Below are 24,079 nucleotides of genomic sequence, written 5' to 3'. Positions count from 1 at the left end.
CACCATCATGCTGGAGGGCTATACCAATAATAAAAGCTCGATTGTACGAATTTTATATGCTGGCTGAGCATCGTGTTGTTTTCCGCTTCTTTTTTTTCAGGAACCGGCTACAATAAGTCTGCTTGCTTCAGTTCCTGTACTGATTATACGGAGCTTTATCGACTCGTGTCAAGGGGTAACTGTCCAGTTTTTGTTTTTTGTGTAGGAATTTGTATCAAAGTAAAGCTTATCTACAGAACATAGATAGTGTTTGATCCCTACTCTCATCGGGGGACATACTACCAGCCGCACTCGGGCCCTAAAGTGCCCTTGGAGCGCCAAAGGCGCGAAAACAATGATAGACATACCATGGATTTCATGGGAATCAAACACTATGCTAGAAAAAAGCAGGAGCCTGGCATTACTAAAGATTGCCAGGCTCCTGCTTGCTGATTTATGGGCTGTGTGATGACTAGCGTTTCTTACGCTGGCTGCTGCGATAAGCCTGATAGAGTTCGTCGTGTTCACCTTTGACACCCTGGCGCATAACTGGTGGCGCTACTTTGGGGTGGCTGCTCCGCTCTGAGTGCTACCTGCGTTCTTGCCTTTGGCTGGCTGCACCTTGCTAGCTGCGAATTGTTTGCCGCTTGGCAGCAGATCAAAGGCTACCAGGGCATACAGGAAGACGAGTAAGGTAATGATATTGATCAAAAAAGAGGTCGCCACCGGCAGGTTGATACCTGGAACTACGAACAATGTGCGCTCAATATGCATGTTAATAGCTATTGTTCGCTCAAAGGGAAGTAGTATATTGGCACCAAACAGATAGATGCGTGTGTGACAATGATGTGCGGGTGGTGAATAGTTTTTTTGGTGGTGCTGCTTTGCCTGTAGCATTTGTTTTGTTGGTTTTGGCCTGAGCGGCTTCTTCTGCCTTTACAATGGCATTCTTGCCGTTCATGTTCTTTTTGGCGCGAGCCAGGCGAGCATCTGCAACCTCTTTCTCAGTGGCGGGATCATTCTGCTCATTACGCTCGACTTTGGAGAAGAATTTCGGGAGACGCGCTAAACCTTTAGGGGTTGTTGCTACAGGCTCACTAACGGGTTGTTCAACCGCCGGTACCGTATCCAGTGCCAGATCTTCTGTCGTAGGAGGGACACCCTCTGTCTGGGTCTCTGTCTCGGTCACGAGAACTGGTCGATTGCGCGGTACACGGGTACGTCGTGGTCTTTTAGCAACAGTATTGTAATTCTGACTCATGCTTGGTCTCCTGGATGATCCACGTTAGGTGGGTTGGGTGATTGAGAACGGAATGAATTATAAGGATCTTGTTGGTTGGTTGATGTTTTTGTTTGCGAAAAATGATCCGCAGGCTTTTCCTGGGAAAAGTTCGCATTGGAGTTTTTTTCTCGATCCTGCGCGGCTGAGCCGGGGACGTTGACTCCATGATTGCTGTAACCCTGGTTATTATAGTAGGCTGGTTGCGAGTAGAGTGGCTGTGAATAGGGTGCTGATGGCTCGGCTGGTTTATAGGCAACCGGCTGGGGCTGTGGAGCAACGGGAGGTGTTGCTTTAACCGCTGGTGCCATCGCCTCTAAGGCTCCAATACCTGCGCGTGCAATCTCATCATCTCGTCCTGGTGCATTCCCGCCGCTGATTCCAATGCCACCGATAGTGACGCCATTGACGCGTAGAGGCCAGCCGCCTGCTGCCATGATAAATTGTCCATTGGTCATTGCCGCCAGACTGGAGGCAAAACCCGGAATTGCGGCTCCCCATTGCGCAACGTCGTCAGTTGGTTGATTAAACATCACTGCCGTGTGGGCCTTAGCAATACTAATATTGCCAGTGGCGAAACCATAAGGCGCCATCATACGCTCAAATAAGACGAGATGTCCCCCGGCATCGACGATGGCGATGCTCACTGGACTTCGTAGTTCAAGGGCTCGCTGCTTGCTGACCTCTAGAACTTTGCGTGCCATCTCGATAGATATACTCACGCCCAGATACTCCTTACTAAAGACTACTATCATGCATGGATCAGAGCACACTCCCTGTACTTCCATAATCCAATCTTCCAGTGTTGGCGAGGTAGTGTCTCTCCACTGCCATCTTTTTTGCTTTTATAGATAGATGAAGTTGATTTCTTGCACCTGCTTAAAAAGTAAAAAAACATAACGACGTGTACGTTTGCTCATTGTACATCACATGCTATTAATAAGCAATTGTGAACGCTGCCTACGCGCGGCTAGCTATGCTCGCACGATTGAATACAATACCGCCGATGTGCAACGTTTCTGTTTCTGTAATATTGGCTTTCGCCGGTCCCTGTGCGCTAGATGGACCTTTGTATATCTACGACCTGGCAACCAATAAGTTACGACAGGGTAATGCGTTCTTTGCGCCAGTTAAGTTTGCTATATTTCTCTTCGACCAGCCTGTGGGCTAGTTCCCACTCAGATGGACTGAGCTCTTCCTCAACCATTTCGTTATGTAAGAAAGTACTAAAGCCCTGGCGGAATGCCTGAGCTACATCCTCCCAGTTTGCCTGCGGCGCAAAGGTGTGTAGTGGCGTCGTCTTCTGCAGATAAAGTTGTAACGCCTCTGCACGTGCCTCTGGACTGGGAAAGCGGAGGAAGCTGAAAAATTCTGCGGCGCGATCATCCAGTGGTAAGGATCCCTGTTGCAGCAAGGCGTCATCTTTCCAGACCTGAGCACTGCCCACTAACTTAAAGCCACCACTGGTAAGGTCAGCCTGGGTGGAGGAAGCGAAGCAGGCTGCTGAAGGACTTTTACTCACATGTTCATCACTTATTACAGCCTGTACACCCAGCAAGTTCAGGGCGGTCATCAGTCCTTGTGACAGATAAGCATAGGCGGCTACCACACCTGACGGTACACCATCGCGTTTACCAATCACAATGCTATACGTAAATTCATCGCGGTGATAGACCGCCCGTCCACCAGTCGGGCGACGGACCAGGAGTACCCCCTGGCGTGCACAGTCTTCCTCTTCGATCTCACGTTCGATGCTCTGGAAGCGGCCCAGCGAAATCGCGGGCTGCTGCCAGCGGAAGACGCGCAGGGTCGGAGGTATGGAGCCTTGAAGATGATGCTGAAGAATAGCCTCGTCAATGGCCATGTTTAAAGCGGCATCTTGAATGCCTGTATTTACATAACGATATGGTGCTGTCTGCATAACCAGGTTCCTTTTAACCACATAAATACTATGAATATAGGCTTACTTTGTTCGCCTGCTAGCCACGTTTATCGCGGGCAATTTTCCATTTTTCACGTTGAGCCACACGTACTTTTTCAGACGCAGGCACATAGCGTGCCAGAAATGCCTCCTGGAAGGCGGGATAGGTTCCATTAATAATTGATGCACGCAACTCGCCAGCCAGTCGGAGCATAAAGCGAATATTGTGAATACTGCCCAACCGAAAATACAGTTGTTCTTCAGCTCGGGCCAGATGATTCACATAAGCGGCACTGTAATGCTGACAGGTATAGCAGTCGCAGCCCTCTTCAATTGGACCATGCGCCGTGCGGAAACGTGCGCCTTTGATGCTCACGCGTCCATCGCGGGTGAATAGTCCGCCATGGCGTGCTACCCTGGTCGGCAACACGCAGTCAAACATATCCATACCCAGTCCAACGCCGATGACCAGATCCTCTGGTGATCCGACACCCAGCAGATGACGTGGCTTATCGCGAGGTAGATTGGGTGTCACATGTTTGAGCATGCCCCACATCTCTTCTTTAGGCTCACCGACCGAAAGGCCACCAATTGAGAGGCCCTGAAAAGGCATATTCCCGATAATGCGTGCACTCTCGGCCCGCAGCTCTGGTTCAAAGGCACCCTGAACAATACCAAACAACGTCTGTTCTGGTCGTTGTTTCTCCTTCTCAACCAGGGCCCGTTCCTCCCAACGATGCGTCCATTCCATGGCCTTTTTCGCTTCTTTAGGTGAGCAGGGATAAGGAGCACAGATATCCAGTGGCAAAATAATATCCGAACCTAATTCGGCCTCAATTTGCATGACCCGCTCAGGTGTAAGGGTATGTAGCGAGCCATCGATATGAGACTTGAAGACCACTCCATCCTCATTGAGCTTACGCAGATGGCCCAGGCTCCAGACCTGGAAACCGCCACTATCCGTCAGGATCGGGCCATGCCATTGCATAAAAGAATGCAGGCCGCCAAAGGAATCGATCAAGGCAGATCCGGGCCGCAGCATAAGATGATAGGTATTGGCCAGAATAATCTGAGCGCCAGCGGCATGAAGTTCTTCGGGGGCAACACTTTTGACCGTCGCCTGTGTCCCGACAGGCATAAAAATAGGAGTTTGAATCGTCCCATGGGGAGTTTGAATCGTCCCGGCACGTGCCCACGTCTCAGGACATTCAGCATCTATTGTAAAGTTGAATGATGACATGCATTTCTCAAAAGTGGATTGACAACAGTGGACATCTACAAAAATAGCATAACGTGTCCACACTCATTCTATTTTCTCATAAGCGTCAAGCCAAAATAATTATGTATGATTAATAATCTGTATTTAAAAGCTAAATATAGTCATCATATGTAAATCGACAAATTCTCTTGCATATAAAAGATACATAAAAATATGTACCATAGCGACAATTTGTCACAAAAACACTTGCAAATCATGAAACAATAGTGTATGCTTTCAATCGGTATCCAATCTCGGTCTCGCATACAGTGCTCGTCCAGGGTATAGAATCCCACGCTGTTAGGGGAACAACATGACTGGTGACAACTGCTAGGATATGGACCCGGAGGATTACCAACATATCACACAGGAGGTCTCTAGTTGAACTTCGTTGACAAAACCCTAAAGTGCCGTGAGTGTGGAACGGACTTCGTATTCACCGCCGGAGAACAAGAGTTCTATCAGCAAAAAGGTCTGATGAATCAGCCTGGACGCTGCCCTTCGTGTCGTGCTACTCGTCGTCAAGCATCTGGTGGCTCTGGTAGCCGCGAGCGTGCTCCCCGCGAGATGCACACAGTAATTTGTGCCGAGTGTGGTGCTGAAACGCAGGTACCGTTCTTGCCTAAGAACGATCGCCCCGTTTATTGCAGTCCCTGTTACGACAAGGTCCGTGTTGCCCGCGACTAACTTCAGGTTAGGTGAGTGGTACACGCACATGCGTATTTCCTCGGTGTGAGCTCTATACTAGAATTCATTCCCGGGTATGCAATAGGTGGCAACTTACTGCATTTTCTCAAAAAAATTAAAAGGTCTGGTCAGGACAAGTTTCTGACCAGACCTTTCTTTTTGGCTTTATTTATAACTGCAAATGTGCCGTGCTTATGATTAACCGCATCTTCTACATCTTATGGTCAAAAGTACTACCCACTCAGCAAGGAATAAACTGGCTTGATTGCATGTTTCATATTGTATAAATGAGAATAAAAAGTAAATAATCTGTGCCTCTGTTCCCTGCTTGATTGTAACCTTTTTACCCCTTCTTCAACGTAAGTTTCATTGTATCTGCTTGACAGTATCACTTTGCTCCTTATAATAGAGAAGTAACATCAGTTTTGCCCAGATGTAAGTGTTCCCACATGCAGAAAGCTATCTCGGGGGAACACTTTATTAGTAAAAAGCTAACCAACTATCCAAACAGGATATGGGCAGATGGTACAGCATGTAGTAGCAGGTATTAGAGAATGGCTACCAATTTCGACAAAGTTGCTGATGAGTCTGGCAAATCCAGAGATACTCAGGCGATCCTCCCCATGGTGCGTACAACCACAACATGGGGGACGAAAGTAACGCCCTCTCGGATGACACTCCAGAACTTATTAGATGAGACCCAGCGCTATCTCACTCCAGAGGATATGGAGAAGATTCAGCGTGCCTATGATCTTGCAAATCGGGCACATAAAGGGGCCGTGCGACGCTCAGGCGAGCCTTATATTCAACACCCATTGGAGGTAGCCCTACTGCTTGCTGGAATGCGTATCGACGCAGATGGTATTGTTTCTGCTCTCCTCCATGATGTTGTTGAAGATACTGAATATTCGCTGGCAGATCTGAGTGAGCAATTTGGTCCTGCGGTTGCTAATATTGTGGATGGGGTGACAAAGTTCGATACACTGGCCGGCAATAAACCCGCCAAAGCAGAACAGGACGATACTGCTAAGCCAGGAAAAGATGAAGAGGTTATTGTTACCCCTCCTTCATTGGTTGATAAGCGGCGCATACGTACTGAGACGGTACGTAAGATGTTGCTGGCGATGGCGGAGGATCCGCGGGTCGTGGTGGTAAAACTGGCGGATCGTTTACACAATATGCGTACACTGAGTGCGATGTCGGCTGCCCAGCAGCAAAACACCTCGCGTGAAACCAGTGAGATTTATGCTCCCCTGGCGCGTCGCCTGGGTATGGCTCTGGTCCAGGCCGATCTAGAGGATCTGGCCTTTGGCTATCTGGAGCCGGAGAAGTATGATCAACTGGCCAAACAGGTTGCTGAAGAAGTGAAACGCCGTCAGCCTTTTGTGGATGAGATCTGTCGCATCCTGCGTGATGAGATGAAGCGCGCGGGTATTCGGGCCGATGTATTGGCCTGGCAGAAGCATCTGGCCAGTATCTATCGCAAATTAGAAGATGTGCCATCCCAGTTGAATGGGAATGAGCTCAGCCAGATTCATGACCTGATCTCATTCCGTATCCTGGTCGATTCCGATTATGAGTGCTATTTAGCGCTGGGCCATATCCATGCGCTCTGGCGGCCAAAGGATGGGCGCATTAAAGATTTTATTGCGACTCCAAAGTTGAATGGCTATCAATCGCTGCACACGACTGTGTTTGGAGTAGATAATCGTCTGGCCGAAATTCAGATTCGCACATACGATATGGAGCGCACCGCTGATTATGGTATTGCCAGTTACTGGTTCCTGAAAGAGCGCATGGGTAATGCGGATCGCAGTAAAGAGCGTGGCGAGCACGACGATGCGACTCCCGGCAGCTGGCGTCTATCCTATCGTGAGATGGTAACATGGATCGAACAACTGCGCGAGTGGCAGCGGTCCTTGCCACAGGGGGCGGATGAGTTTGTCGAGGCCGTCAAGGGTGATATCTTCCAGGAGCAAATCTTTGTCTTTACGCCGCAAGGTGAGGTGAAGGATTTGCCGCGTGGCTCGACCCCTCTGGATATGGCCTATCGCATTCACACCGACCTTGGCGATCATTGTGCGGGTGCGCGTATTATTACCAATACTGATGATAGTGGTCGTCTGGTGACGCGCCTGGTGCCGTTGGATTATGAATTAAAGGGTGGTGAGATCGTCGAGATCATGGTCAATCGGACTGTGCATCCAACGCGCGATTGGCTTTCCTTTACACGTACTGCTGCGGCCCGCAATAAGATTCGGCGTTACCTTAAAACCTATGAGCGTGAAATCAATTTACAGTTAGGCCGTGAGCGTTTAGATTTTGCTTTGAAAACGGCTGGCTGTACTACTGGCGTCAATGAGCAGGTAGCAGAGCTGCTGCAGCGTTTCTGTAGCCAGGAACCTCTGGCAAGTACGGTGTTTAAGAAATATGCGACGATCGAAGATATCTATGTTGCTTTAGGCCGTGAAGACCTGCAGGTCGACCAGGTACTGGAACCTTTACTGGCCCGCTTGCCAGAGCAGACGAATGGAGCGACAGAGAACGAGACCGGTCTGTATCTGCATAAGGATGGCGAGAACGCCCTCTTACTGCAACTCGGTCGCTGTTGTTGTCCTATTCCCGGAGACACCATTGTTGGACAACTGAGACCGGATCAGGGCGTGGTTGTGCATCGTACGGATTGCGATCTATTGCGGCGTAGCCAGGAAAACCTGAATAATCTGGTTGAGGTGAACTGGTGGCAGATGCATCCCGAGAGCTATCTGGTTCCCATTTCGCTGGTTGCCCATGACCGCTCAGGACTCTTGCGAGACGTTGCAGCGGTAGTGGCGGATGCCGGTATTAATATGGTTTCGGTTACTTCTACGATGAATCCTTCTTCTCAGAAGGCCGTGATCACCGCAACACTAGAGTTTTTGTCCGAGGAAGGCGAGTTGCTTGATCAGATGGAACGCATCATTCGTCGCCTACGTCAGGTTAAAACAGTGGTCAGTGTCGAGAGAGCAATAGGAAAATAAGGCCCCCCCTGGTGTGATCACTTGATGTGAGGGCGAGTGCTCCCATCCTGGTTTCAAGGCAAGTTATCCGCCCCCTCACCGATTAGAGGCATTCGCAAGGAATATGCGACAATATATATAGAGCAATGTGATATTGTTCCAGGAAGGATGCCTCTATTTGACCACAACAAAGTACGCTTTGATCTAACATGTTGCTTCTTGATACGTATACTGATGTAGGTACAGAATCGTATATTGTCACGAATATATGCGAAGAACATAAATGAGACGGAGTAAATGATACCCGACAAATCCTCCATCGGATCTGTCAGAGCTATAGATAATTATGATAGATAGGTCTGTACAACAACAATTTGTTGAACCTCCTTATCCAGCCGCAATGCTACGATTGCTATCGCTGGTTCGCGAATATATGGCGCCCGCTGAAATAGACCATATAATCAAAGCTTTTCACTTGATGGTAGAGAACTGCCAGGATGTGCCTGGTACCAGTATCCGACCAATCCCACCATTAGAGCATGCACTGGCTGTGACAACCATTATGGCTGAGATGATGCACGTGGATTCAATTGGTATTGCGGCGGGTCTGGTCTATGAAGCTGTTGATGCCGAGTTATTGCTCTCCGAGCAGGTTGATTATACATTGGGACCTGCCACGGCGCGCGTGGTAGATAGTATGTTGCGCCTGAATATCTTGGAGCGTAAGAAGCAAAGTGCCGCGACTGGTGCTATGCTGGCTATTCAGAATTCCCAACTCTCTTCAAGTAAAAAAGCACATAGTGAGCGTGACGAGGATTCCCTTTCCACTTCATTTGAGAGTAAGAAGCCGCGTGTACGTGAAGCTATGCGTCGCCAGCAAGCCGAAACTGTACGCAAAATGTTTGTGGCGATGGCTGATGATCCGCGTGTGGTTTTACTCAAATTGGCGTATCGACTCCATGCTATGCGCCTGATATGCCAGAAGCTGGAAGAGGGCGATGCGCAAGAAATGCTGACGCTGGCTGAGGAGTCACGTGAGATTTATGCGCCATTGGCTGGTCGGCTTGGTATGTCACGGGTTGAGAGTGAGTTACAGGATCTGGCTTTCCAGATTCTCCAGCCAGATCGTTATGCCTGGGTGCGCAAGATTTTGGATACCGAGACTAAGCAGTGGAGTTCATATGTGGATCGTGTCTGCGAGCGCATGCGGGCTGAGATGGCTGCGATTGGTGTGAAAGCTGAGATTTCTGGACGCGTCAAGCATGCCTATAGTTTTTACAAAAAGATTGCACGTACCGCCGGTGATTTTGAAGATCTTGAACATCTCAAGGCCGGAGTTGATCTCAGTCAGATTCACGATTTACTGGCCTTTCGGATCCTTGTTGACACAACCACCGATTGTTATATCGCACTTGGCCATGTCCATAGCCTCTGGCGACCAAAAGAGGGACGTATCAAGGACTTCATTGCCAATCCCAAGCCCAATGGCTATAGTGCCTTGCATACAACCGTCTTCTGCCTGGATGATCAACTGGTAGAGATCCAGATCCGTACCCATGAGATGCACGAGACGGCCGAGTATGGTGTTGCCATGCACTGGCACTATAAAGATGTTGGGGATAATGCTTCATCTTCGGCCAGGGAGCTCCTGACCTGGCTACGCCAGCTGGCCGAGTGGCAGCAGGATCTGCGTATCGCCAATACCAGTGATACTGAATTTGTGGAAGCGGTCAAGGATGATATTTTTCAGGAACAGATCTTTGTACTGACTCCAAAGGGCGAAGTGAAAGATCTTCCGGTCGGCTCGACGCCACTGGACTTTGCTTATCGTGTCCACACCAAGGTCGGCGATCACTGTGCGGGTGCGCGTATCATTGCCTCCGATGGAGATGGGAATGGGGAGCGTCTGGTCTCGCGTATGGTGGCGCTGGATTATGAGTTGAAGAATGGCGAGATTGTTGATATCGTTACGAACCGCAGTGCCCATCCGACCCGGGATTGGTTGAATTTTGCCCGCACAGCCGCAGCCCGTAATAAGATCCGCCGTTACCTCAAGATCAATGAGCGCCCGATCAATATGCAGATTGGCGAGGAGCGGTTGGAGCGTGAGCTTAAGAGCGCGGGTCCACGTGGCCTGGAGGCGCTTACCGAGGATGCCGAGAACTGGGTCTGTGCTAATCTTTCGATAAATACCTTTGAGGATGTGCTAGCGGCGATAGGCTCTGACGATCTGCGCCCACGCGCCGTTGTGGTGAAGTTGCTGGAATACTGGCATCGTGAACAAAAGGATGCGAAAGATGCGAAAGAGAGCGAAGATGTCCTCCCACTGCCTACAGCCACAACCAGACAGGCTACAGCTCAATTGGAGGTAGCTGGTGTCAGTGGTTTGTTGACCCGCCTGGCGAACTGTTGCTATCCTCTACCAGACGATACGATCGTTGGCTTTATCAGCCGTGGTAAAGGTGTCATTGTACATCGTTCTGATTGCCGTAATATTGCTCGTTTGGGAGAGCAAGATCGTGAGCGCTTGATTCATGTCAACTGGGCAGGTATGAGCCAGCAACGCTATCATGCTCCTATAGTCATTACGGCTCACGATCGTAGCGGAATGATCCGTGATGTGGCGACCGTGGTTTCGGATTCCGGTGCCAACCTGATGTCGATTAACTCAAGTGTCAGTGCCAATCATCAGACGGTACTGATTATGGCAACCCTGGAAATTGCTGAACTGGATCAGCTACACCGTCTCTTTGTCAAACTTGAGAAGGTCAAAGGTGTGATACACATCGCACGAGATCTGGGACAGCGCAAATAAGTCCTTGCATGGCCTTTGGATCTTTCCTTATCGCGTACTGAATGTTTGCCTTCAAGGAAGTTCTAAGGCCATGATCGCCAATTCCATGACCAGCAGAATACAGCCCATGATCATGCTCAATGTCGCCAGTATTTTTCCCTGCTTCCACATAGGTTTGCGCGCCAGATAACGGCCAACTATGCCCAGGATCAGGGCTGGTAGGGGACACATCAAAAACAGGTAAACTGAGAGGTGGGCGAAACCAAGAGGCAAACGTCTAAGTACAAAAGAAAGATAGGTATCCAGCAGGAGGCAGATTGCAGAGATGATACATAAGCTTATACCCAGATAGGCGGTCCAATGGATACGCCACGTTTTTAGTGGCAGTTCTTTTGGCCATAGTTTTCCATCCATCCCAGGTTTTTCCTTCCATCTCATGTATGTTAAAATGCTCGCCTTAACAATCCTGTTTGCTCACACGAATCGGGTTAAATTGCTAGTACTTTGTCAAACTTCGTGTGATGAGTTGTGCGCCCGCTACGCGGGCGAGCGAGAGGGGGAAGCCAGGGCACAGCCCTGGAACCCAGTCAGGGGATGCAATCCCCTGCACCCCTGCCTTTCGCATCAACGTTGACAGATTACTAGCATATATGGTAATAGCGCAAATGAAAATAGACAAATGACCTGTTTTTGTTGCCGTTATTCTCAGAAATCTGGCATATTTGTCAAATCAATTATATAGACGCTGGAAACGCTGAAATTTATACTCAAAGACACAAAGTCCCCCGGGAGGATGCTTTCTCTTGTAAAAGCACCCTCCCGGGGGACTTTGCGCATGTTTTTGTCATATGCCAATGAGGCAATTTAGCCGCGCAAGCGTTCTAGCACAGGTGGCTGGCGTAACTTGGCCAGAGCGCCGGCCTCAATTTGACGTACGCGTTCACGGGTAATGCCGAGCTCACGTCCCACCTGTTCGAGGGGATGAGCCTGACCGTTGCCGAGACCGAAGCGCAGCTGAAGTACCAGCTGTTCGCGAGGCGTCAAAACTGATTCCAGTACGCGTTGTACCTCGTCCTTTAATGTTTGTGTGGTTGCCAATTCCTCTGGTGAGGCGGAATCGGTATCTGCTAGCACATCGCCCAGTTCCTGCTCTTCATCTTCTCCAACTGGTAGTTCAAGAGAGACAGGAGCTCCTGGTGCCGATTGTAGTTCAACCATGCGCACAGGATCAAGCCCTGTAGCCTCGGCCAACTCCATCTCGGTTGGTTCGCGTCCAAGCTCCTGTAGGAGACGCTGGCGCTCGCGGCGAATGCGATTAAGAGCCGTGTTCACATACACTGGCAGGCGAATGGTGCGACCTTTATCCGCGACGGCTCGACTGATGGCCTGGCGAATCCACCAGGTTGCATGGGTCGAGAAACGGTGTCCACGGCGCCAGTCATAGCGTTGTACCGCACGAATAAGACCAATATTCCCCTCTTGAATGAGATCGAGCAACGTTAAGCCTCTACCAACATAGCGTTTGGCGATGCTGACAACGAGGCGCAGGTTTGCCAGAATAAACTGTTTCATCGCATCGCGGTCACCAGACTCGATACGCTGTGCCAGTTCAACCTCACGCTCATGGGTAATCATAGGTACGCGACCAATCTCACGCAAGTAAGTCATTACTGCGTCTGATTCGCCGGCGTCGGTTGCATTGACTTGATTTTCATCCTGATCTTCAGAACGGCGACGGCGCACTTGCGTGTTGCGACGTGCGGGATGCTCTTCTTCAGGATGAGCAGAGGGAATATGAATAAGTGAGTCGGATTCAAGATCGGTAGGGGGAGTGTCTTCTTGCTCGGAATCAGAAATATCTTCTAATTCCAATTGACCTGCCTCACTATCGAGTGAGCCAGTATCGATTCCACCTATCTCATCTTCCAACTCGGGGCTGTCTTTCTCAATTCCAGCCTCTACTTCATCTTCTGGTGTATAGTCAAGATCTTTAGCAAGAAGCTGTTCGACAATATCGAATGGCTTCTCAAGATCTGCGGTATGTGATTTATGTAAGGTAAGCGTTGTTCCCGTCATGGCACGCTTTGTGTCTATCATTGTGCGCCCTCCATGAAAAGTAGTATATCCTAAGCAGCAAGATATCTGTTCGTCGTCAGTCTGGTCCTACACTCAAGGCATTACACCTATCATCGGACCGTTCTGTCCGAGCCGAGTGGGAGGAAAATCAATGACATGCAATCAGTTTCTACTAATAGAAACATCGCCAGGTGGGAAAATATTCCCTAGAACTCATTGGCAAAAAAGACGTTTCCCCAAATTTTTCAGACAAATGCGCGTACAATGTTGCCGGCTTTGTCACATGGGCGGTCAAGCAATAATGACAATGTCGTTGCCAATCAGTGAAAGGAACTACGTCCCTTCCTTAATTATAACGCAAGTCACCCTTTCATTCTAGTCCCTACGACCTGGATTTGACGTAGTTTCCTTGGGAAAACTGTAAGGTGTGTGTAATCCATCTGTACTTTTATACGTTTGAACCCTTCTTAAAGTGGCAAGAAATGGAGTCGCTTTCAAATTATTCTTCTTGTTAGACTTTTTTTGCTGTTGTTGTGTGCCTGCGATATCCATCTGTAATGCTTTTATTTCTGCTGAATTTTCTGTCTTTATTTCTTCCCTTCCCGTTTTCATGCGTTTAAGGGTGCGCATTAATAAGACGATAAGATATCCGGCAATGAGTAATAGTATGGTCAGGGTTGAGATCGTGGTGAGTACCTCTCCAACGTCTTCCCAGCTGGCACCAAAGATAAAACCAAGGATTAATGCCGGGCCGATACCGAGGGCTTCACCAATAACATCGGCCACCACGAATTTACGATAAGGATAGCCTTCTGCACCAGCTAAGATGTTGATGGTGCCACCGAGGGCCGGTACCACGCAGCGACTCAAAAAGACAGCCCAGATACCGCGACGTTGAAAGTATTCCTGTGAACGAGCAAGAACTTTGGGTGAGAGAAAGCGAATACGGCGAGTCTGGCTTAGCCAGGTAAGTATGCGTGTTCCCACTTTTCGTCCAGTCAAATATCCCAGCCCATCACCACAGACTGAAGCGCTCAGTGCCGTAATAAAGAGAATTCCAAGATTAAAGTCTCCCAGGGCTGCAAAGGCTCCTGATGCCAGTAAAAGCAAGCCAATAGGGAGTGGTGCGCCCATTGCCGCAATACAGATACAGAGCCAGAGAACTGGATAGCCATAGATTTGCAGCCAGCCGAGCATAAGTGTGACAAGTGTACTCAAATTATTCTGCTCTCCCCTCTAGCTGCAACCGGTGTCGGGTAAGGAATAAAGGGATGGTCTTTTTGATACGCTAGAATACAGTGCTGGATTTTGCGAATAACGCTATCCACTGACTGTTTATGCTGGAGAGCAAGCGTTTCTAATGTACTATGACGATTAGCAGGAGTGTCTTTTAAATTGAGCGCTGCATACAGGATTGAGTTGGGTACACGATAGACATGGGCAATATAAGGGATCGTCATCCATTGCCGAATGAGGTGTACATCCCCTTTATGTTCCATCACCTGATGGGTGTGCACATCCTGGACTGCATGTATAGTTGCATTTGCAACAACGATTGTTGCTGCAAGTGAGAGCAACAAGAAAAAGATGATGATGCAAAAGCGCTGACGCATTGTTGTTTTTGGCATAGTAAGTGTGTGTGTGTTCACATACCTGCTTCCTGATAGCTAAACAAAAATTGTGTACAAAAAAGCGTGTTTCGCTAGCCATCAACGTGATACGTTAGCTAGCGAACGTATGATCTCCATAGGAAAACACTATCCCTTGACGTAGCATCTTCTATTCTCTAGAATAACCTACATGGACGTAACTGTACAACCGTTAGAGGTAAATATTAAAAGAGTCGATGCGGAATTGCCGCTGCCGACCTATGTGACAGCAGGCTCGGTAGGTTTTGATCTGCTTAGTCGAGAAACTACTGAAATCGCGCCACGTACGCTGGCTTTGATTCCCAGCAATCTGATCGTGCAGACCCCGCCGGGATATATGCTACTGCTGACAATGCGCAGCAGTACCGCGCGCCGTAAAGGTCTACTCATGCCAAATGGTGTCGGGGTTATTGATCAGGATTATTGTGGAGATGGCGACGAATTGATGGTATCGGTGTATAATTTCCGCGATGAGCCTGTCACGGTTTTGCGTGGAGAACGAATTGCGCAAGGGATTTTTATTCCTGTTGGTCGTTTTGCATGGAATGAAGTGGATCAGGTCGGCGATGGACGCGGAGGTTTTGGAAGCACAGGTGGCTAAATTATGGTACTACCAGATTATTATGCGATCCTTGAAGTAACAAGTACCGCCAGCCTCGAAGATATCAAACGAGCATATCGTCGCCTGGCACGCTTGCATCATCCAGACTTGAATAGAGACGCTGAGGATCGTCATATCAAACGCATCAATGAGGCTTATGGCGTCCTGGGAGATCCCACCAGGCGTATGGCCTACGATATTCAACGCCTCGAACAAATGAAGCGCGATGTTATCCTCAACTTTATTTTGACCCAACGTGAACGACTGCGCCAGAGCCCTCCGCGCATGACCTGGAAAGAAGGAGCCCAGGGTTTTGTACGCGAGCTAAAAAAGAATATGCGCGATTAATAAAGCAGCGTGTAGCCCGGTAGCCACACGCTGCTTTATGGTGCTGTCTTTATTTATTTTCATCCTGCCGGGCTTGCAGAAACGAGAGCACGAGTGAGCCAAGCAATACGCCAACTAAGACAATCTCCATGGTACTGAATGTTTTCTTCTTTTGCATATGTCTTGTAATCCTCCTCAGTGACTTTGATCAACAGTTCTATCAATAGTGCCAGTTATATTCTAACCCACAGAGAACCATCCTTGCCATATTTCTGGATCTGGTGAAAGTGTTGTGGTATCCAGCTACGAAACTCTTGCAGTCTGGGATTGGTCAGGCGGCCAGTATAGAACAAGATCGCTTTGACTTTGGGCTGCGAGGCCTGTTGGATCAGTTGCTGACTGGTGAGATAGTTGGTATTAATACGCACGCTAGAGGTATCGACCAGTTCGGGTGGCGTATTGCGTCCGGCGAGACCAGCCACAAATTGTCCATCAGTAATCACAAAGGCATCAGCCGGGATCGCCTGTTCAAGATCATGGGCTGTACGTTGGGAGCCTTTCGTCGCGGCCGAACTGGCCTGGTTTTGCAGTTTGTGATAGTTAAGCTGAATTGTCCTTGCTCCAAACACCAGCGTGATTAAGACCAGGAGCAAACAGCCAGCACTGATCCATCCTGACGGCTGCATCACAGCTTTTTTGTTTAGTGGCAGACCGGTGAATCCCATGATCGTCAACGCCACCAGCACCGGAACCAGAATGACCAGGTGATGGTCAAAGAGAGGTTGTTGTAGCCAGAGCATGATCGCGGAGACCAGCGCCCAGGCCAGCAATGGCAGGACACGCCAATCTTTCTTGAGCAGGGCGACAATACTGCCATAGAGCGCGGCAAAGCCAAGGGGAGCAAGCAAGAAGTAAACTATTTTGTTGGTATTGCTCACATGAGGAGTGGCGGTTTTGGCGGCATTATGAAACGACACCACACCGGACCAGAAATCTGCTAGTGACCCCAGAAACGGTAGCATAAGCACCAGTGCTGTCAGGATGCCGACCCCAATCCCGATGACGAGTGAGCGAGCATTCTGCCAGCGCATCTCAACTGGCTGACGTGTAATGCGCCAGATCTGAGCCAGGGCCAGCAAAGCGACCGGCACAAAAGTAGCCAGTGCAAATAGTTTACTAAAAATACTCAGCATCAAGGTAAACGTACACAGAGCTGCCAGGAGGCCACCACGCCATCCTGTGGGCTTTTGCCACCAGAGATACGCAAAAGCCACTGCCAGTATCGAGAACGCCACCTGAGGACCTTCTGCCTGGATAGTTTGTGAGGCTGAGAGATACAGGGGAGTCAACATTAGCAGGATCAAGGCAGTAAAAGCACCGATCCATTTGCGCAGGGCATAGCCAAGCAGAAAAATTCCTACCAGGCCAGTTAATGATATCAACGCAATGCCCAGTCGAGCCGACCAGAGTGTCTGGCCAAAAAGCAGATAGATGGGAAAGATTGAAAACAAGAACATGGGTGGCTGTGAATAAAACGTCGGATGATATAAAGCGTAACCAGCGCCTAGAGAGCGCAACGTCTGCCAGTAAACTCCCTCATCATATGAGTCCCGATCAAAGGGCACACCCAATGTATACAGGCGCATCAATAAGGCGACCAGCAAGAGCGCCAGCAGTCCTGCGGCGATCAAAAGCTTACGACGACTGGTCAGGGGAGTAGAAGTATCTGTATGCGTACTGGCCGCATTTGAGAGAGCGGTACTCATAATAATAGATGCATGTCTCCTCTATGATAGGGAAAATACAAGATAGGGAAAATATAATTTATGGCTGTCCCTGATCCTACTCCACAGTAGCAAATAAACGTAAAATATTCAAGTAATTCAGGCCTCTGTGCTCTATTTACCTATTGCCATCCACAAAAATGAAGCGTGTGCTTGAGGTCCTTGCTGATGGGGATCGTCTCCCGCAGCCTCACTCGAGCACTAAAGTGCTCCGCTTTCTATGAGTATGTGGTGGAAAATATGGCGCACCGCGCCATATTTTCCACCACATACTCATGTTTTTATGCCTGGATGTCTGACTCATTAAACTGGAAATTGAAGTTCATCATATTGGAATCGGATTGAGCCAGGTCTGTACTACGAGTCGGTTTATAAGCGTGGTGGTGATGTCCATTATTGTTATGTTCAGTTGTTAGCATGGGTGTAAAAGCGCCGAACACGTTCTGGAACGCACAGCGGGCATCCGCGCGATCAATCAACTCCTTGATTTCTTCCGTTACCAATTCGTCTTTGTCGATCAGGGCCTCAGCCACTGCGATCATGGCTTCACTATGTTCCACAAAAAGCTGCTTCACCGCATTCAGTTGTGATTGTAGCAACGCTTCAACACGCTCGGCAAAACGGGGAACGGCGCTCAGCGCGTTTCCAGAATCCCCAAAGGCCAGAAACGAGGTGATGGTCGTGTCCATGCCATATGCGCCAATATAGTAGACTGCTTCCTGGGTCGCAGTTTTGAAATCTCCCGTTACGCCATTCAGACTGGTATTCAGGAATAATTCTTCCGCAGCGCGGGAAGCCAGGCAGACTTGAATACGGGCGAGGACATCTTCTCGATTGCGGGTAACGATAGTTTCCTTCGGGCGTGGAGCAGCAAAGGCAGCCGCTCCCTCAACATCACCGCGCATATGGATCGTTACATAGGCCGGGAAGTAGCGATCCATCAAGTAGTAACTGGCGACGATATGGCCGGCCTCATGATAAGCCAGTCGACGGCGCTCAATCTCGGTCAACTCACTGATCTGACGCAACCCAAACTCATGCAGATCCTGGGCCTCCGTTAAATCTTTGTAGGTAACTCTGGCGCGGCGATTAAAATGGGCGATGATCGTTGCTTCGTTGATAACGTGTTTGATCGCGACCGGTGTATAACTGACAAAGCGAGCCGAGAGCGCTGTAATGGAGATGTCTTCCTCATGCTCAACTTTGTGCAGATAGTATTCAATCACCTCTGGACGATATTTATCGGTGGGTGGAGCAATATTGATCTGCCGATCAAACCGGCCAGGACGTAGCAACGCACGGTCCAGGGCATCAGGAATATTAGTGGCCCCGATCGTCAAAACCGGTTCCTGTTGCGCACGACCATGATACAGACCGAGGGTACGCAGGATCTTTTTGAACCAGCCGGTCTCGATATTGGGGGGATCCATCTCCATCAAGAGCTGATTAAGACCACCACTACCGCCACCCATCATCCCGCCCATCATTCCCATGCCACCACCCATTCCAGTAGCGCCACGCGAGCCACCGATCGCATCAACCTCATCCATGAAAATCACGCAGCCACCATACTCACGAGCCAGACGGCGTGCTTTGCGATACAGCTTGCTGATCATCAATACATCGATACCCATGAACATAGCTTTGAAGCTAGCGGCACTGGCATAAGCGAACGGCACGCCTGCCTCAGTACTCATACACTGGGCCAGATAGCTCTTACCAGTTCCGGGAGGTCCCGAGAGGAGCAGGCCACGGATTGGATTTCCGCCCATCTGCTGGAATTCTTTGACGCCACGCAACAGAGCCACGATACGGCGGGCGGATTCCAGCACCTCTGGATTGCCTTTGTAGTCATCGAACGTGACACCGGTTTCACCGGGCATTACCCAGTACAAACGTGGGCGGGCCAGGAACCAGAAGAGGGCCACAAACTGGATGAGAATGTAACAGATGGCAAAGGTAATCTGGATGATTCCGCTCAAGGCAGTGCCCCCATCCAGACCTGCAATGGTGACTCCTGATGTAAAGAACCAGAGGGCAAAGATGCTGAGCGCGATCCACCACCATGCGCGGCGAAAAAAGCGTCCAAACTGATCCAGACCCAGATCAATAGCCTTATCCAGATCGTTGCGTGGGCGTCTGGTACGTGTTGTATTTGTTGACACTCCGTCTTATCCCTTCAATATGCATCTGAACAGCGCTGCCTGCTGCTACTCAGTCGCGGTGAGTGGCGTTCCAATTGCGTTTTTTGTGAATGTTTTCAGTGGATCGTGTCAGACAGTACGGCCCGACACATAGTCCAGCAGGAAAATGTGGCCAGATGGGGTAGTGCTAAAATGCCAGAGCACCACACTCTTGTTGGCAGCATTAGGATTGCTGGCGGTACTAATATCTGTTTCAATAAATGTATCAATCAAACCATCAGGAGCTTTATTCATACTGGTCACGGCAATATTGGTCCATTTGACCGGAGCAAATTTTTCGCTGAACTGCAACACATACAAAGAGCTATCCGGTGGGCGCACAGATGTATCCATGGATTTTTGTACCGCCAGCATAGTATTGAGATCCCCGGCCCGTAATGCCAGCAGCCAGGCCTGAACGTCGGAGCTGATCGCAGGATTGTGCTGGACGGACTGTTGCAGGTTGTCGGAATTGGAACTAAAGGGTAGCTGTCCACTGGCAAAATACGTGGTGGCAAAGATACTTGCCAGCAGGAGGAGGCTGGCCAGTAATGTGCTAAGTTTATTGCATTGCATCCAATGGATGGTATAGTAGAGAAACTTAAAGATCGGGCGCAGGAGAGCTTTGATGGCAAGAGCAAGTCGGGATTGACCAATTCTATTGCGCGCTGGCGTTAGCGCCACTCCGGCTGGTTCAATGGTGTCCTGCTCGGCCTGTGGTGGGAGGGGGGCTACCCGTGGTGTTGGTATCATCGATAGCTTATCTCAACTTTCTTGAACACAAGCAAACTCTTTTTCCTCTGCAATGCTCTTAATACATGCGGAGAGGATCAAGCACAAGGGATGTGTCTGCAAGACGTTTTTGATATAATATAGTGTACGCTGTTAATGATCGACAAAGAGACCCTGGAATTGTAGGTAGAGCAGCATTGTAGGAGAAAGCAGGTGAGTACTTCCATGGATGGCAACAGGAAGATACAGGAGGAGTCCGGGCCATATATCTGGTTACGCTATGCGACCCAGTATACAAAGGATGGCCGCGCCCATACAATTGAAATGAGTGTACCCATACCCCCTGGTGCTAGCGCCGAGGAGCGGGAACAGTTGATTCTGGAGGCTGAAGCGGGTATGCAGCAGCTGTCAACACATGTGGATCAACGTCTGTCACAGGGCTCTGGTCGTTCGCAGCAGCAAAAAGGACAGCAGACTACACGGACAACTCCACAGCCGCAGGCAAGTACAAAAACTGCTCCCGCCCAGCAACAGTCCGTGGCATCACGACCAGCAACGCCTGGTAATCGACCTGCGTCTTTAGCGGCTCCTCACACGGCGACCCAGACCGGAGATAATCGGGATGGGGCGGCTCAGGAGCAGTCCAGCGCACGGAATGGCGACCAGGGTAGCAGGACAGGAAGTAATTTGAGCCTGCCTCCCAGTGAGCCGGGTAGCAATATGCCTTTGCCTCAATTTATTCAATACATTAAAGATAATATGGATCTGACGCCCAAACAGGCGATGGAACTGCTCAACGTACGTTCGCTCACGACAGGTATCAATCTGCGGGAAGCGCTGGAACAGCTCAAAGAGAAAGTTGGCCAGGGGGGTCCTGCGCCTACCTCGTTGCAGTCAACGAAGCGACGAGATGGCGAGTCACCTTCGCGGCCAGAGTACAACTACGAGGATACTGGTGCTCCATCCGCGCAGAAATCAGGACAACTCCCTCGACTCTCACGGCCGGAGCGCGATACCTCGATTGTAGAGATGCGAATTCCACGTTCAGAGCCTGCATTTGATGAAGAGATTGGACCTGATGAGCTAGAGCGTGAACCCGCAATGGACCCGTCGTTTGATGAGCTTGAAGACTTACCCCTACCGCCTGATGAATTTAGCGAGCAAGAGTTGGAGCGAGCCCGCACCAAAATCAGCTCCTTACGGGAATCACAGGGGGCAGCCTCGGCCAGTCCACAGCGTTTGCAAGTTCTGAACAACGTGGTCCTTTCCCAGATCTCAGATGAGCAATTGCGGGCATTGATCAATGGTGTCTGGACGATTACAGTCATCAAAAAACTGAAGGTAGACCAGGTAGAAGCGTTGATTTCCTGGGCGAAGCTGGAAGATGATTTTATAGAGCAGGTAGAAGCTGTTCTGGCAGTGCTAGAGGAGGAACGCTAATGCGCGTGGTAACCGGTGAGGCAAAAGGTAAAAAATTAAAATCCCCAAAGACGATCGGCACACGACCAATTATGGATCGGGTGAAGACCGCCTTGTTTGATATTCTTTCGGATGAAGTGACGGATGCTCGTTTCCTGGATCTTTTTGCAGGGACAGGTGGCGTTGGCATCGAAGCACTGAGCCGTGGTGCGCAGCGCGCAACCTTCATTGAAATGAACCCTAAAATTGTAAAACTTGTCCGCGAGAATCTGCAGATTACTGGCCTGACCGAGCGGGCCGAGGCACTCCAGGGAGATTCTTTTAAGTTCTTACTGGCGCATCAATCTCAGCCCCAACAATCTTCAGCCTTGCAGGGACATGAGAAGCGTACCTATTTTCCTGCTGCACCCGCCGGTCAACAGCGGGTCTACGATATTATTTATGTGGCTCCGCCTCAATATGAAGAGATGGCAGCCCGTGCGCTGGGCTTACTGGAAAGCTCAACATTATGGACCGATGATACATTGATCATCGTGCAGATACATCCCAAAGAGCGTCCTGGCGTAGCTGCGGTGGCCAGTCAAAACTTTGTGCTGACCGATGAGCGGCGCTACGGGAGTACACTCTTAATGTTTTATCGTCGCCCGACTGAGTGAGCCTGTGTAGGCTGGGTCGTGAAGTTATTGGCATGCATCGGAACAATACGTGGGAGCGTGAAGCGGAAACAGCTACCCTCGCCTGCTATGCCAGAACTCTCGACCCAGATGCGACCATGCATGCGTTCTACCAGCCTCTGGCAAATATAGAGTCCCTGGCCTGTACCCCTGACCGTGCCTGCCACGTCGCGTGGTAGGCGCGCAAATTGCTCAAAGATATGTACCTGCTCATCCGGTGGAATACCTGGTCCCGCATCCTGAATACTGATACAAATTGTTTGTGGCTCATCAGGATCTGCTTCCGCGCGTAGCACAATCGGTGTGCCAGATGGCGTATATCTCACTGCATTAGTCAGCAACTGATGCAGTATATGACGCAGATATTGTTTATTGGCGCGCACCAGCAGGTATGATGAGAGCTGTAGATGCACACGATATTGTTCTTGTTGTAGCGCCGCTATATTGTCACAGGTTTCAAGTACAACCTGTGCAATTGAACACTCCTCGTTGATCAATGCTGATTGATTGTTATCTATGTCCATGGTGTTCAAGATATTATTCACAATTGCGCGCAAATCCTCACAGTAGCGCAGGGCATCCTTTAGAAAGACACCGTGAGCTTTATATTCCAGATAGCCATGACTTTCAAACAGCATTTTGAGCAATTCAAAATAACTGTATGTGGCCGTTAATGGCGTCCGCAACTCGTGATTGATATTAATCACAAATTGCGTTTTGATCTGTTCAAATTGGCGGAGCTGCTCCCCCACCGCCTTTCGCTGATGTTCTTGTTCGCCGTGGGGAGTATCAGTGATGACACACTTTGCTTTAAAAAAAACCATGCCCTGCCCAATGGCCAGCATCACTGTCAGGTTGAGTAGAATTGAGATCAGGAGTGTAGGAGGAGAACTGAGCATATTCAGGTGGCAGAGGATATAGATGCCCAACACTGCCAGGCAACTCAGCAAACAGATATAGACCCCTTTTTGTGAAAATGCCCAGGTCCAGAGAAACATGGTCAGTATCAGGAGGCTTCCACAATGGATGCTGTTGAATGTCAGCATGTAGGTAATCATGCAGATGGGCGTGCTCATAGCACAAATAGTTAGCCAGAGAGCACGGGGCATGTGCGGAAATGAAAACAGCCACGGCAAATAGTGTTTCTCAAACATATTCACCTTCCCTTTCTACATTTGGAATTGGTATATTTGTTTGCAATGATATAACAAAGTTAAAATAATGTGCGTCTTTTATCAATCATAGCATTTTTCAAATACATATACAAGCTTTATCTTATATAAAGGTATTTAATTCTTAATTTCTTGTGTTATACGTGTAAACAAGGATGCAGTTTTATGCGCTATAATACAGGCATGCAAACAAAAGCATATGCTTGAAGAGTTGTTGTGAGGTTGCTCACTATATATATGTTAGCGTTTGTTTTTCACTCTTGAGGTAGTTTCTCGTGGGCGCACTGGGGCGCTAAAGCGCCCATGCTTTTTTAGTTTGTGATGTGTTAAAAATGTGCTCAGCACATTTTTAACACACCACAAACTAAACCGTTTTGAGTGCCGGGTGTACGAAAATCCTGGAAAACTAAACCGTTTTGAGTGCCGGGTGTACGAAAATCCTGGAAAACTAAACCGTTTTGAGTGCCGGGTGTACGAAAATCCTGGTTAAGGGATTATAGGGTTAAGGGATTATAGATAGTATGAGAAGCAGGCATATGCTAAAA

Annotated in this window: 19 protein-coding genes and 1 pseudogene; 7 read left to right on the top strand and 13 right to left on the bottom strand. The window is 49.3% G+C overall.

Features of this window, described 5'->3' with window-relative positions:
- Nucleotides 1-537: 537 nt before the first annotated feature.
- The 5 genes from KDW_RS07700 to tgt all read right to left on the bottom strand — a co-directional run bounded on the left by KDW_RS07700 (nt 538) and on the right by tgt (nt 4,419).
- Nucleotides 538-753, bottom strand: a complete 216-nt coding sequence (locus tag KDW_RS07700; protein ID WP_151755422.1) for a hypothetical protein — start codon at nt 751-753, stop codon at nt 538-540.
- 19 nt (nt 754-772) lie between these two features.
- Nucleotides 773-1,240 (bottom strand): hypothetical protein, encoded by a 468-nt coding sequence (locus tag KDW_RS07695; RefSeq protein ID WP_151755421.1) that lies wholly within the window; start codon nt 1,238-1,240, stop codon nt 773-775.
- Nucleotides 1,237-1,980, bottom strand: a complete 744-nt coding sequence (locus KDW_RS07690; RefSeq protein ID WP_162005036.1) for a GlcG/HbpS family heme-binding protein — start codon at nt 1,978-1,980, stop codon at nt 1,237-1,239. Before KDW_RS07690 ends, KDW_RS07695 begins: the two co-directional genes overlap by 4 nt.
- Nucleotides 1,981-2,357: 377 nt before the next feature.
- A complete protein-coding gene (locus KDW_RS07685; RefSeq protein WP_151755419.1) occupies nt 2,358-3,179 on the bottom strand; it encodes a lipoate--protein ligase family protein in 822 nt (273 codons plus the stop codon).
- A 58-nt stretch (nt 3,180-3,237) separates the two neighbouring features.
- The gene (gene tgt, locus KDW_RS07680; RefSeq protein WP_151755418.1) at nt 3,238-4,419 is read right to left on the bottom strand and encodes a tRNA guanosine(34) transglycosylase Tgt; all 1,182 of its coding nucleotides are present in this window, start codon (nt 4,417-4,419) and stop codon (nt 3,238-3,240) included.
- 399 nt (nt 4,420-4,818) lie between these two features.
- Here tgt and KDW_RS07675 point away from each other — a divergent pair, with 399 nt between their 5' ends.
- The 3 genes from KDW_RS07675 to KDW_RS07665 all read left to right on the top strand — a co-directional run bounded on the left by KDW_RS07675 (nt 4,819) and on the right by KDW_RS07665 (nt 10,938).
- Nucleotides 4,819-5,124 (top strand): zinc-ribbon domain containing protein, encoded by a 306-nt coding sequence (locus tag KDW_RS07675; protein ID WP_151755417.1) that lies wholly within the window; start codon nt 4,819-4,821, stop codon nt 5,122-5,124.
- A 554-nt stretch (nt 5,125-5,678) separates the two neighbouring features.
- Entirely contained in the window at nt 5,679-8,144 is a 2,466-nt protein-coding gene (locus tag KDW_RS07670; protein ID WP_151755416.1) for a RelA/SpoT family protein, read from the top strand.
- 325 nt (nt 8,145-8,469) lie between these two features.
- Nucleotides 8,470-10,938, top strand: a complete 2,469-nt coding sequence (locus KDW_RS07665; protein ID WP_151755415.1) for a RelA/SpoT family protein — start codon at nt 8,470-8,472, stop codon at nt 10,936-10,938.
- A 51-nt stretch (nt 10,939-10,989) separates the two neighbouring features.
- Here KDW_RS07665 and KDW_RS07660 read toward each other — a convergent pair whose 3' ends face one another.
- From KDW_RS07660 to KDW_RS07645, 4 genes are all read right to left on the bottom strand, one after another.
- Nucleotides 10,990-11,331 (bottom strand): hypothetical protein, encoded by a 342-nt coding sequence (locus tag KDW_RS07660; protein ID WP_151755414.1) that lies wholly within the window; start codon nt 11,329-11,331, stop codon nt 10,990-10,992.
- Between the two features lie 450 nt (nt 11,332-11,781).
- The gene (locus KDW_RS07655) at nt 11,782-13,014 is read right to left on the bottom strand and encodes a sigma-70 family RNA polymerase sigma factor (protein WP_151755413.1); all 1,233 of its coding nucleotides are present in this window, start codon (nt 13,012-13,014) and stop codon (nt 11,782-11,784) included.
- Between the two features lie 354 nt (nt 13,015-13,368).
- Nucleotides 13,369-14,211 (bottom strand): DedA family protein, encoded by an 843-nt coding sequence (locus KDW_RS07650; protein ID WP_151755412.1) that lies wholly within the window; start codon nt 14,209-14,211, stop codon nt 13,369-13,371.
- Nucleotides 14,208-14,642, bottom strand: a complete 435-nt coding sequence (locus tag KDW_RS07645) for a hypothetical protein (RefSeq protein ID WP_162005035.1) — start codon at nt 14,640-14,642, stop codon at nt 14,208-14,210. The genes KDW_RS07650 and KDW_RS07645 overlap by 4 nt, the downstream gene beginning before the upstream one ends.
- 151 nt (nt 14,643-14,793) lie before the next feature.
- Between KDW_RS07645 and dut the strand changes: the two genes are divergently transcribed.
- Together dut and KDW_RS35810 are read left to right on the top strand one after the other, a co-directional pair.
- Nucleotides 14,794-15,243: a dUTP diphosphatase gene (dut, locus tag KDW_RS07640; protein WP_151755410.1), complete on the top strand. Its 450-nt coding sequence runs from the start codon at nt 14,794-14,796 to the stop codon at nt 15,241-15,243.
- Between the two features lie 3 nt (nt 15,244-15,246).
- A pseudogene (locus KDW_RS35810) lies at nt 15,247-15,456 on the top strand (DnaJ domain-containing protein); the annotation flags it as partial.
- A gap of 347 nt (nt 15,457-15,803) precedes the next feature.
- Here the strand turns inward: KDW_RS35810 and KDW_RS07630 are convergent.
- The 3 genes from KDW_RS07630 to KDW_RS07620 form a co-directional block, all read right to left on the bottom strand.
- Nucleotides 15,804-17,336 (bottom strand): ArnT family glycosyltransferase, encoded by a 1,533-nt coding sequence (locus KDW_RS07630; RefSeq protein ID WP_151755408.1) that lies wholly within the window; start codon nt 17,334-17,336, stop codon nt 15,804-15,806.
- A gap of 299 nt (nt 17,337-17,635) precedes the next feature.
- Nucleotides 17,636-19,519, bottom strand: coding sequence for an AAA family ATPase (locus KDW_RS07625; protein ID WP_151755407.1), 1,884 nt, complete (start codon nt 19,517-19,519; stop codon nt 17,636-17,638).
- A gap of 108 nt (nt 19,520-19,627) precedes the next feature.
- Nucleotides 19,628-20,290 carry a hypothetical protein gene (locus KDW_RS07620; RefSeq protein ID WP_151755406.1) on the bottom strand — a complete coding sequence of 221 codons (663 nt, stop codon included), beginning with the start codon at nt 20,288-20,290 and terminating at the stop codon, nt 19,628-19,630.
- A gap of 192 nt (nt 20,291-20,482) precedes the next feature.
- Between KDW_RS07620 and KDW_RS07615 the strand changes: the two genes are divergently transcribed.
- Together KDW_RS07615 and KDW_RS07610 are read left to right on the top strand one after the other, a co-directional pair.
- The gene (locus tag KDW_RS07615; RefSeq protein WP_151755405.1) at nt 20,483-21,709 is read left to right on the top strand and encodes a hypothetical protein; all 1,227 of its coding nucleotides are present in this window, start codon (nt 20,483-20,485) and stop codon (nt 21,707-21,709) included.
- Nucleotides 21,709-22,344, top strand: coding sequence for an RsmD family RNA methyltransferase (locus KDW_RS07610; RefSeq protein WP_151755404.1), 636 nt, complete (start codon nt 21,709-21,711; stop codon nt 22,342-22,344). Before KDW_RS07615 ends, KDW_RS07610 begins: the two co-directional genes overlap by 1 nt.
- Here the strand turns inward: KDW_RS07610 and KDW_RS07605 are convergent.
- Nucleotides 22,323-23,516 (bottom strand): ATP-binding protein, encoded by a 1,194-nt coding sequence (locus KDW_RS07605; RefSeq protein WP_151755403.1) that lies wholly within the window; start codon nt 23,514-23,516, stop codon nt 22,323-22,325. The genes KDW_RS07610 and KDW_RS07605 overlap by 22 nt on opposite strands.
- Nucleotides 23,517-24,079 lie beyond the last annotated feature (563 nt).

It is taken from the genome of Dictyobacter vulcani (assembly GCF_008974265.1).
GTDB classification, from domain to species: Bacteria; Chloroflexota; Ktedonobacteria; order Ktedonobacterales; family Ktedonobacteraceae; genus Dictyobacter; species Dictyobacter vulcani.
This window is presented reverse-complemented; position numbering and strand designations above follow the sequence as displayed.

What these genes read in the sequence shown, in the direction of transcription:
- KDW_RS07605 (WP_151755403.1), bottom strand. Translation starts at nt 23,516, where the DNA reads ATGTTTGAGAAACACTATTTGCCGTGGCTGTTTTCATTTCCGCACATG.
- KDW_RS07655 (WP_151755413.1), bottom strand. Translation starts at nt 13,014, where the DNA reads ATGATAGACACAAAGCGTGCCATGACGGGAACAACGCTTACCTTACAT.
- KDW_RS07665 (WP_151755415.1), top strand. Translation starts at nt 8,470, where the DNA reads ATGATAGATAGGTCTGTACAACAACAATTTGTTGAACCTCCTTATCCA.
- KDW_RS07620 (WP_151755406.1), bottom strand. Translation starts at nt 20,290, where the DNA reads ATGATACCAACACCACGGGTAGCCCCCCTCCCACCACAGGCCGAGCAG.
- tgt (WP_151755418.1), bottom strand. Translation starts at nt 4,419, where the DNA reads ATGTCATCATTCAACTTTACAATAGATGCTGAATGTCCTGAGACGTGG.
- KDW_RS07630 (WP_151755408.1), bottom strand. Translation starts at nt 17,336, where the DNA reads ATGAGTACCGCTCTCTCAAATGCGGCCAGTACGCATACAGATACTTCT.
- KDW_RS07700 (WP_151755422.1), bottom strand. Translation starts at nt 753, where the DNA reads ATGCATATTGAGCGCACATTGTTCGTAGTTCCAGGTATCAACCTGCCG.
- KDW_RS07695 (WP_151755421.1), bottom strand. Translation starts at nt 1,240, where the DNA reads ATGAGTCAGAATTACAATACTGTTGCTAAAAGACCACGACGTACCCGT.
- KDW_RS07660 (WP_151755414.1), bottom strand. Translation starts at nt 11,331, where the DNA reads ATGGATGGAAAACTATGGCCAAAAGAACTGCCACTAAAAACGTGGCGT.
- KDW_RS07610 (WP_151755404.1), top strand. Translation starts at nt 21,709, where the DNA reads ATGCGCGTGGTAACCGGTGAGGCAAAAGGTAAAAAATTAAAATCCCCA.
- KDW_RS07670 (WP_151755416.1), top strand. Translation starts at nt 5,679, where the DNA reads ATGGCTACCAATTTCGACAAAGTTGCTGATGAGTCTGGCAAATCCAGA.
- dut (WP_151755410.1), top strand. Translation starts at nt 14,794, where the DNA reads ATGGACGTAACTGTACAACCGTTAGAGGTAAATATTAAAAGAGTCGAT.
- KDW_RS07685 (WP_151755419.1), bottom strand. Translation starts at nt 3,179, where the DNA reads ATGCAGACAGCACCATATCGTTATGTAAATACAGGCATTCAAGATGCC.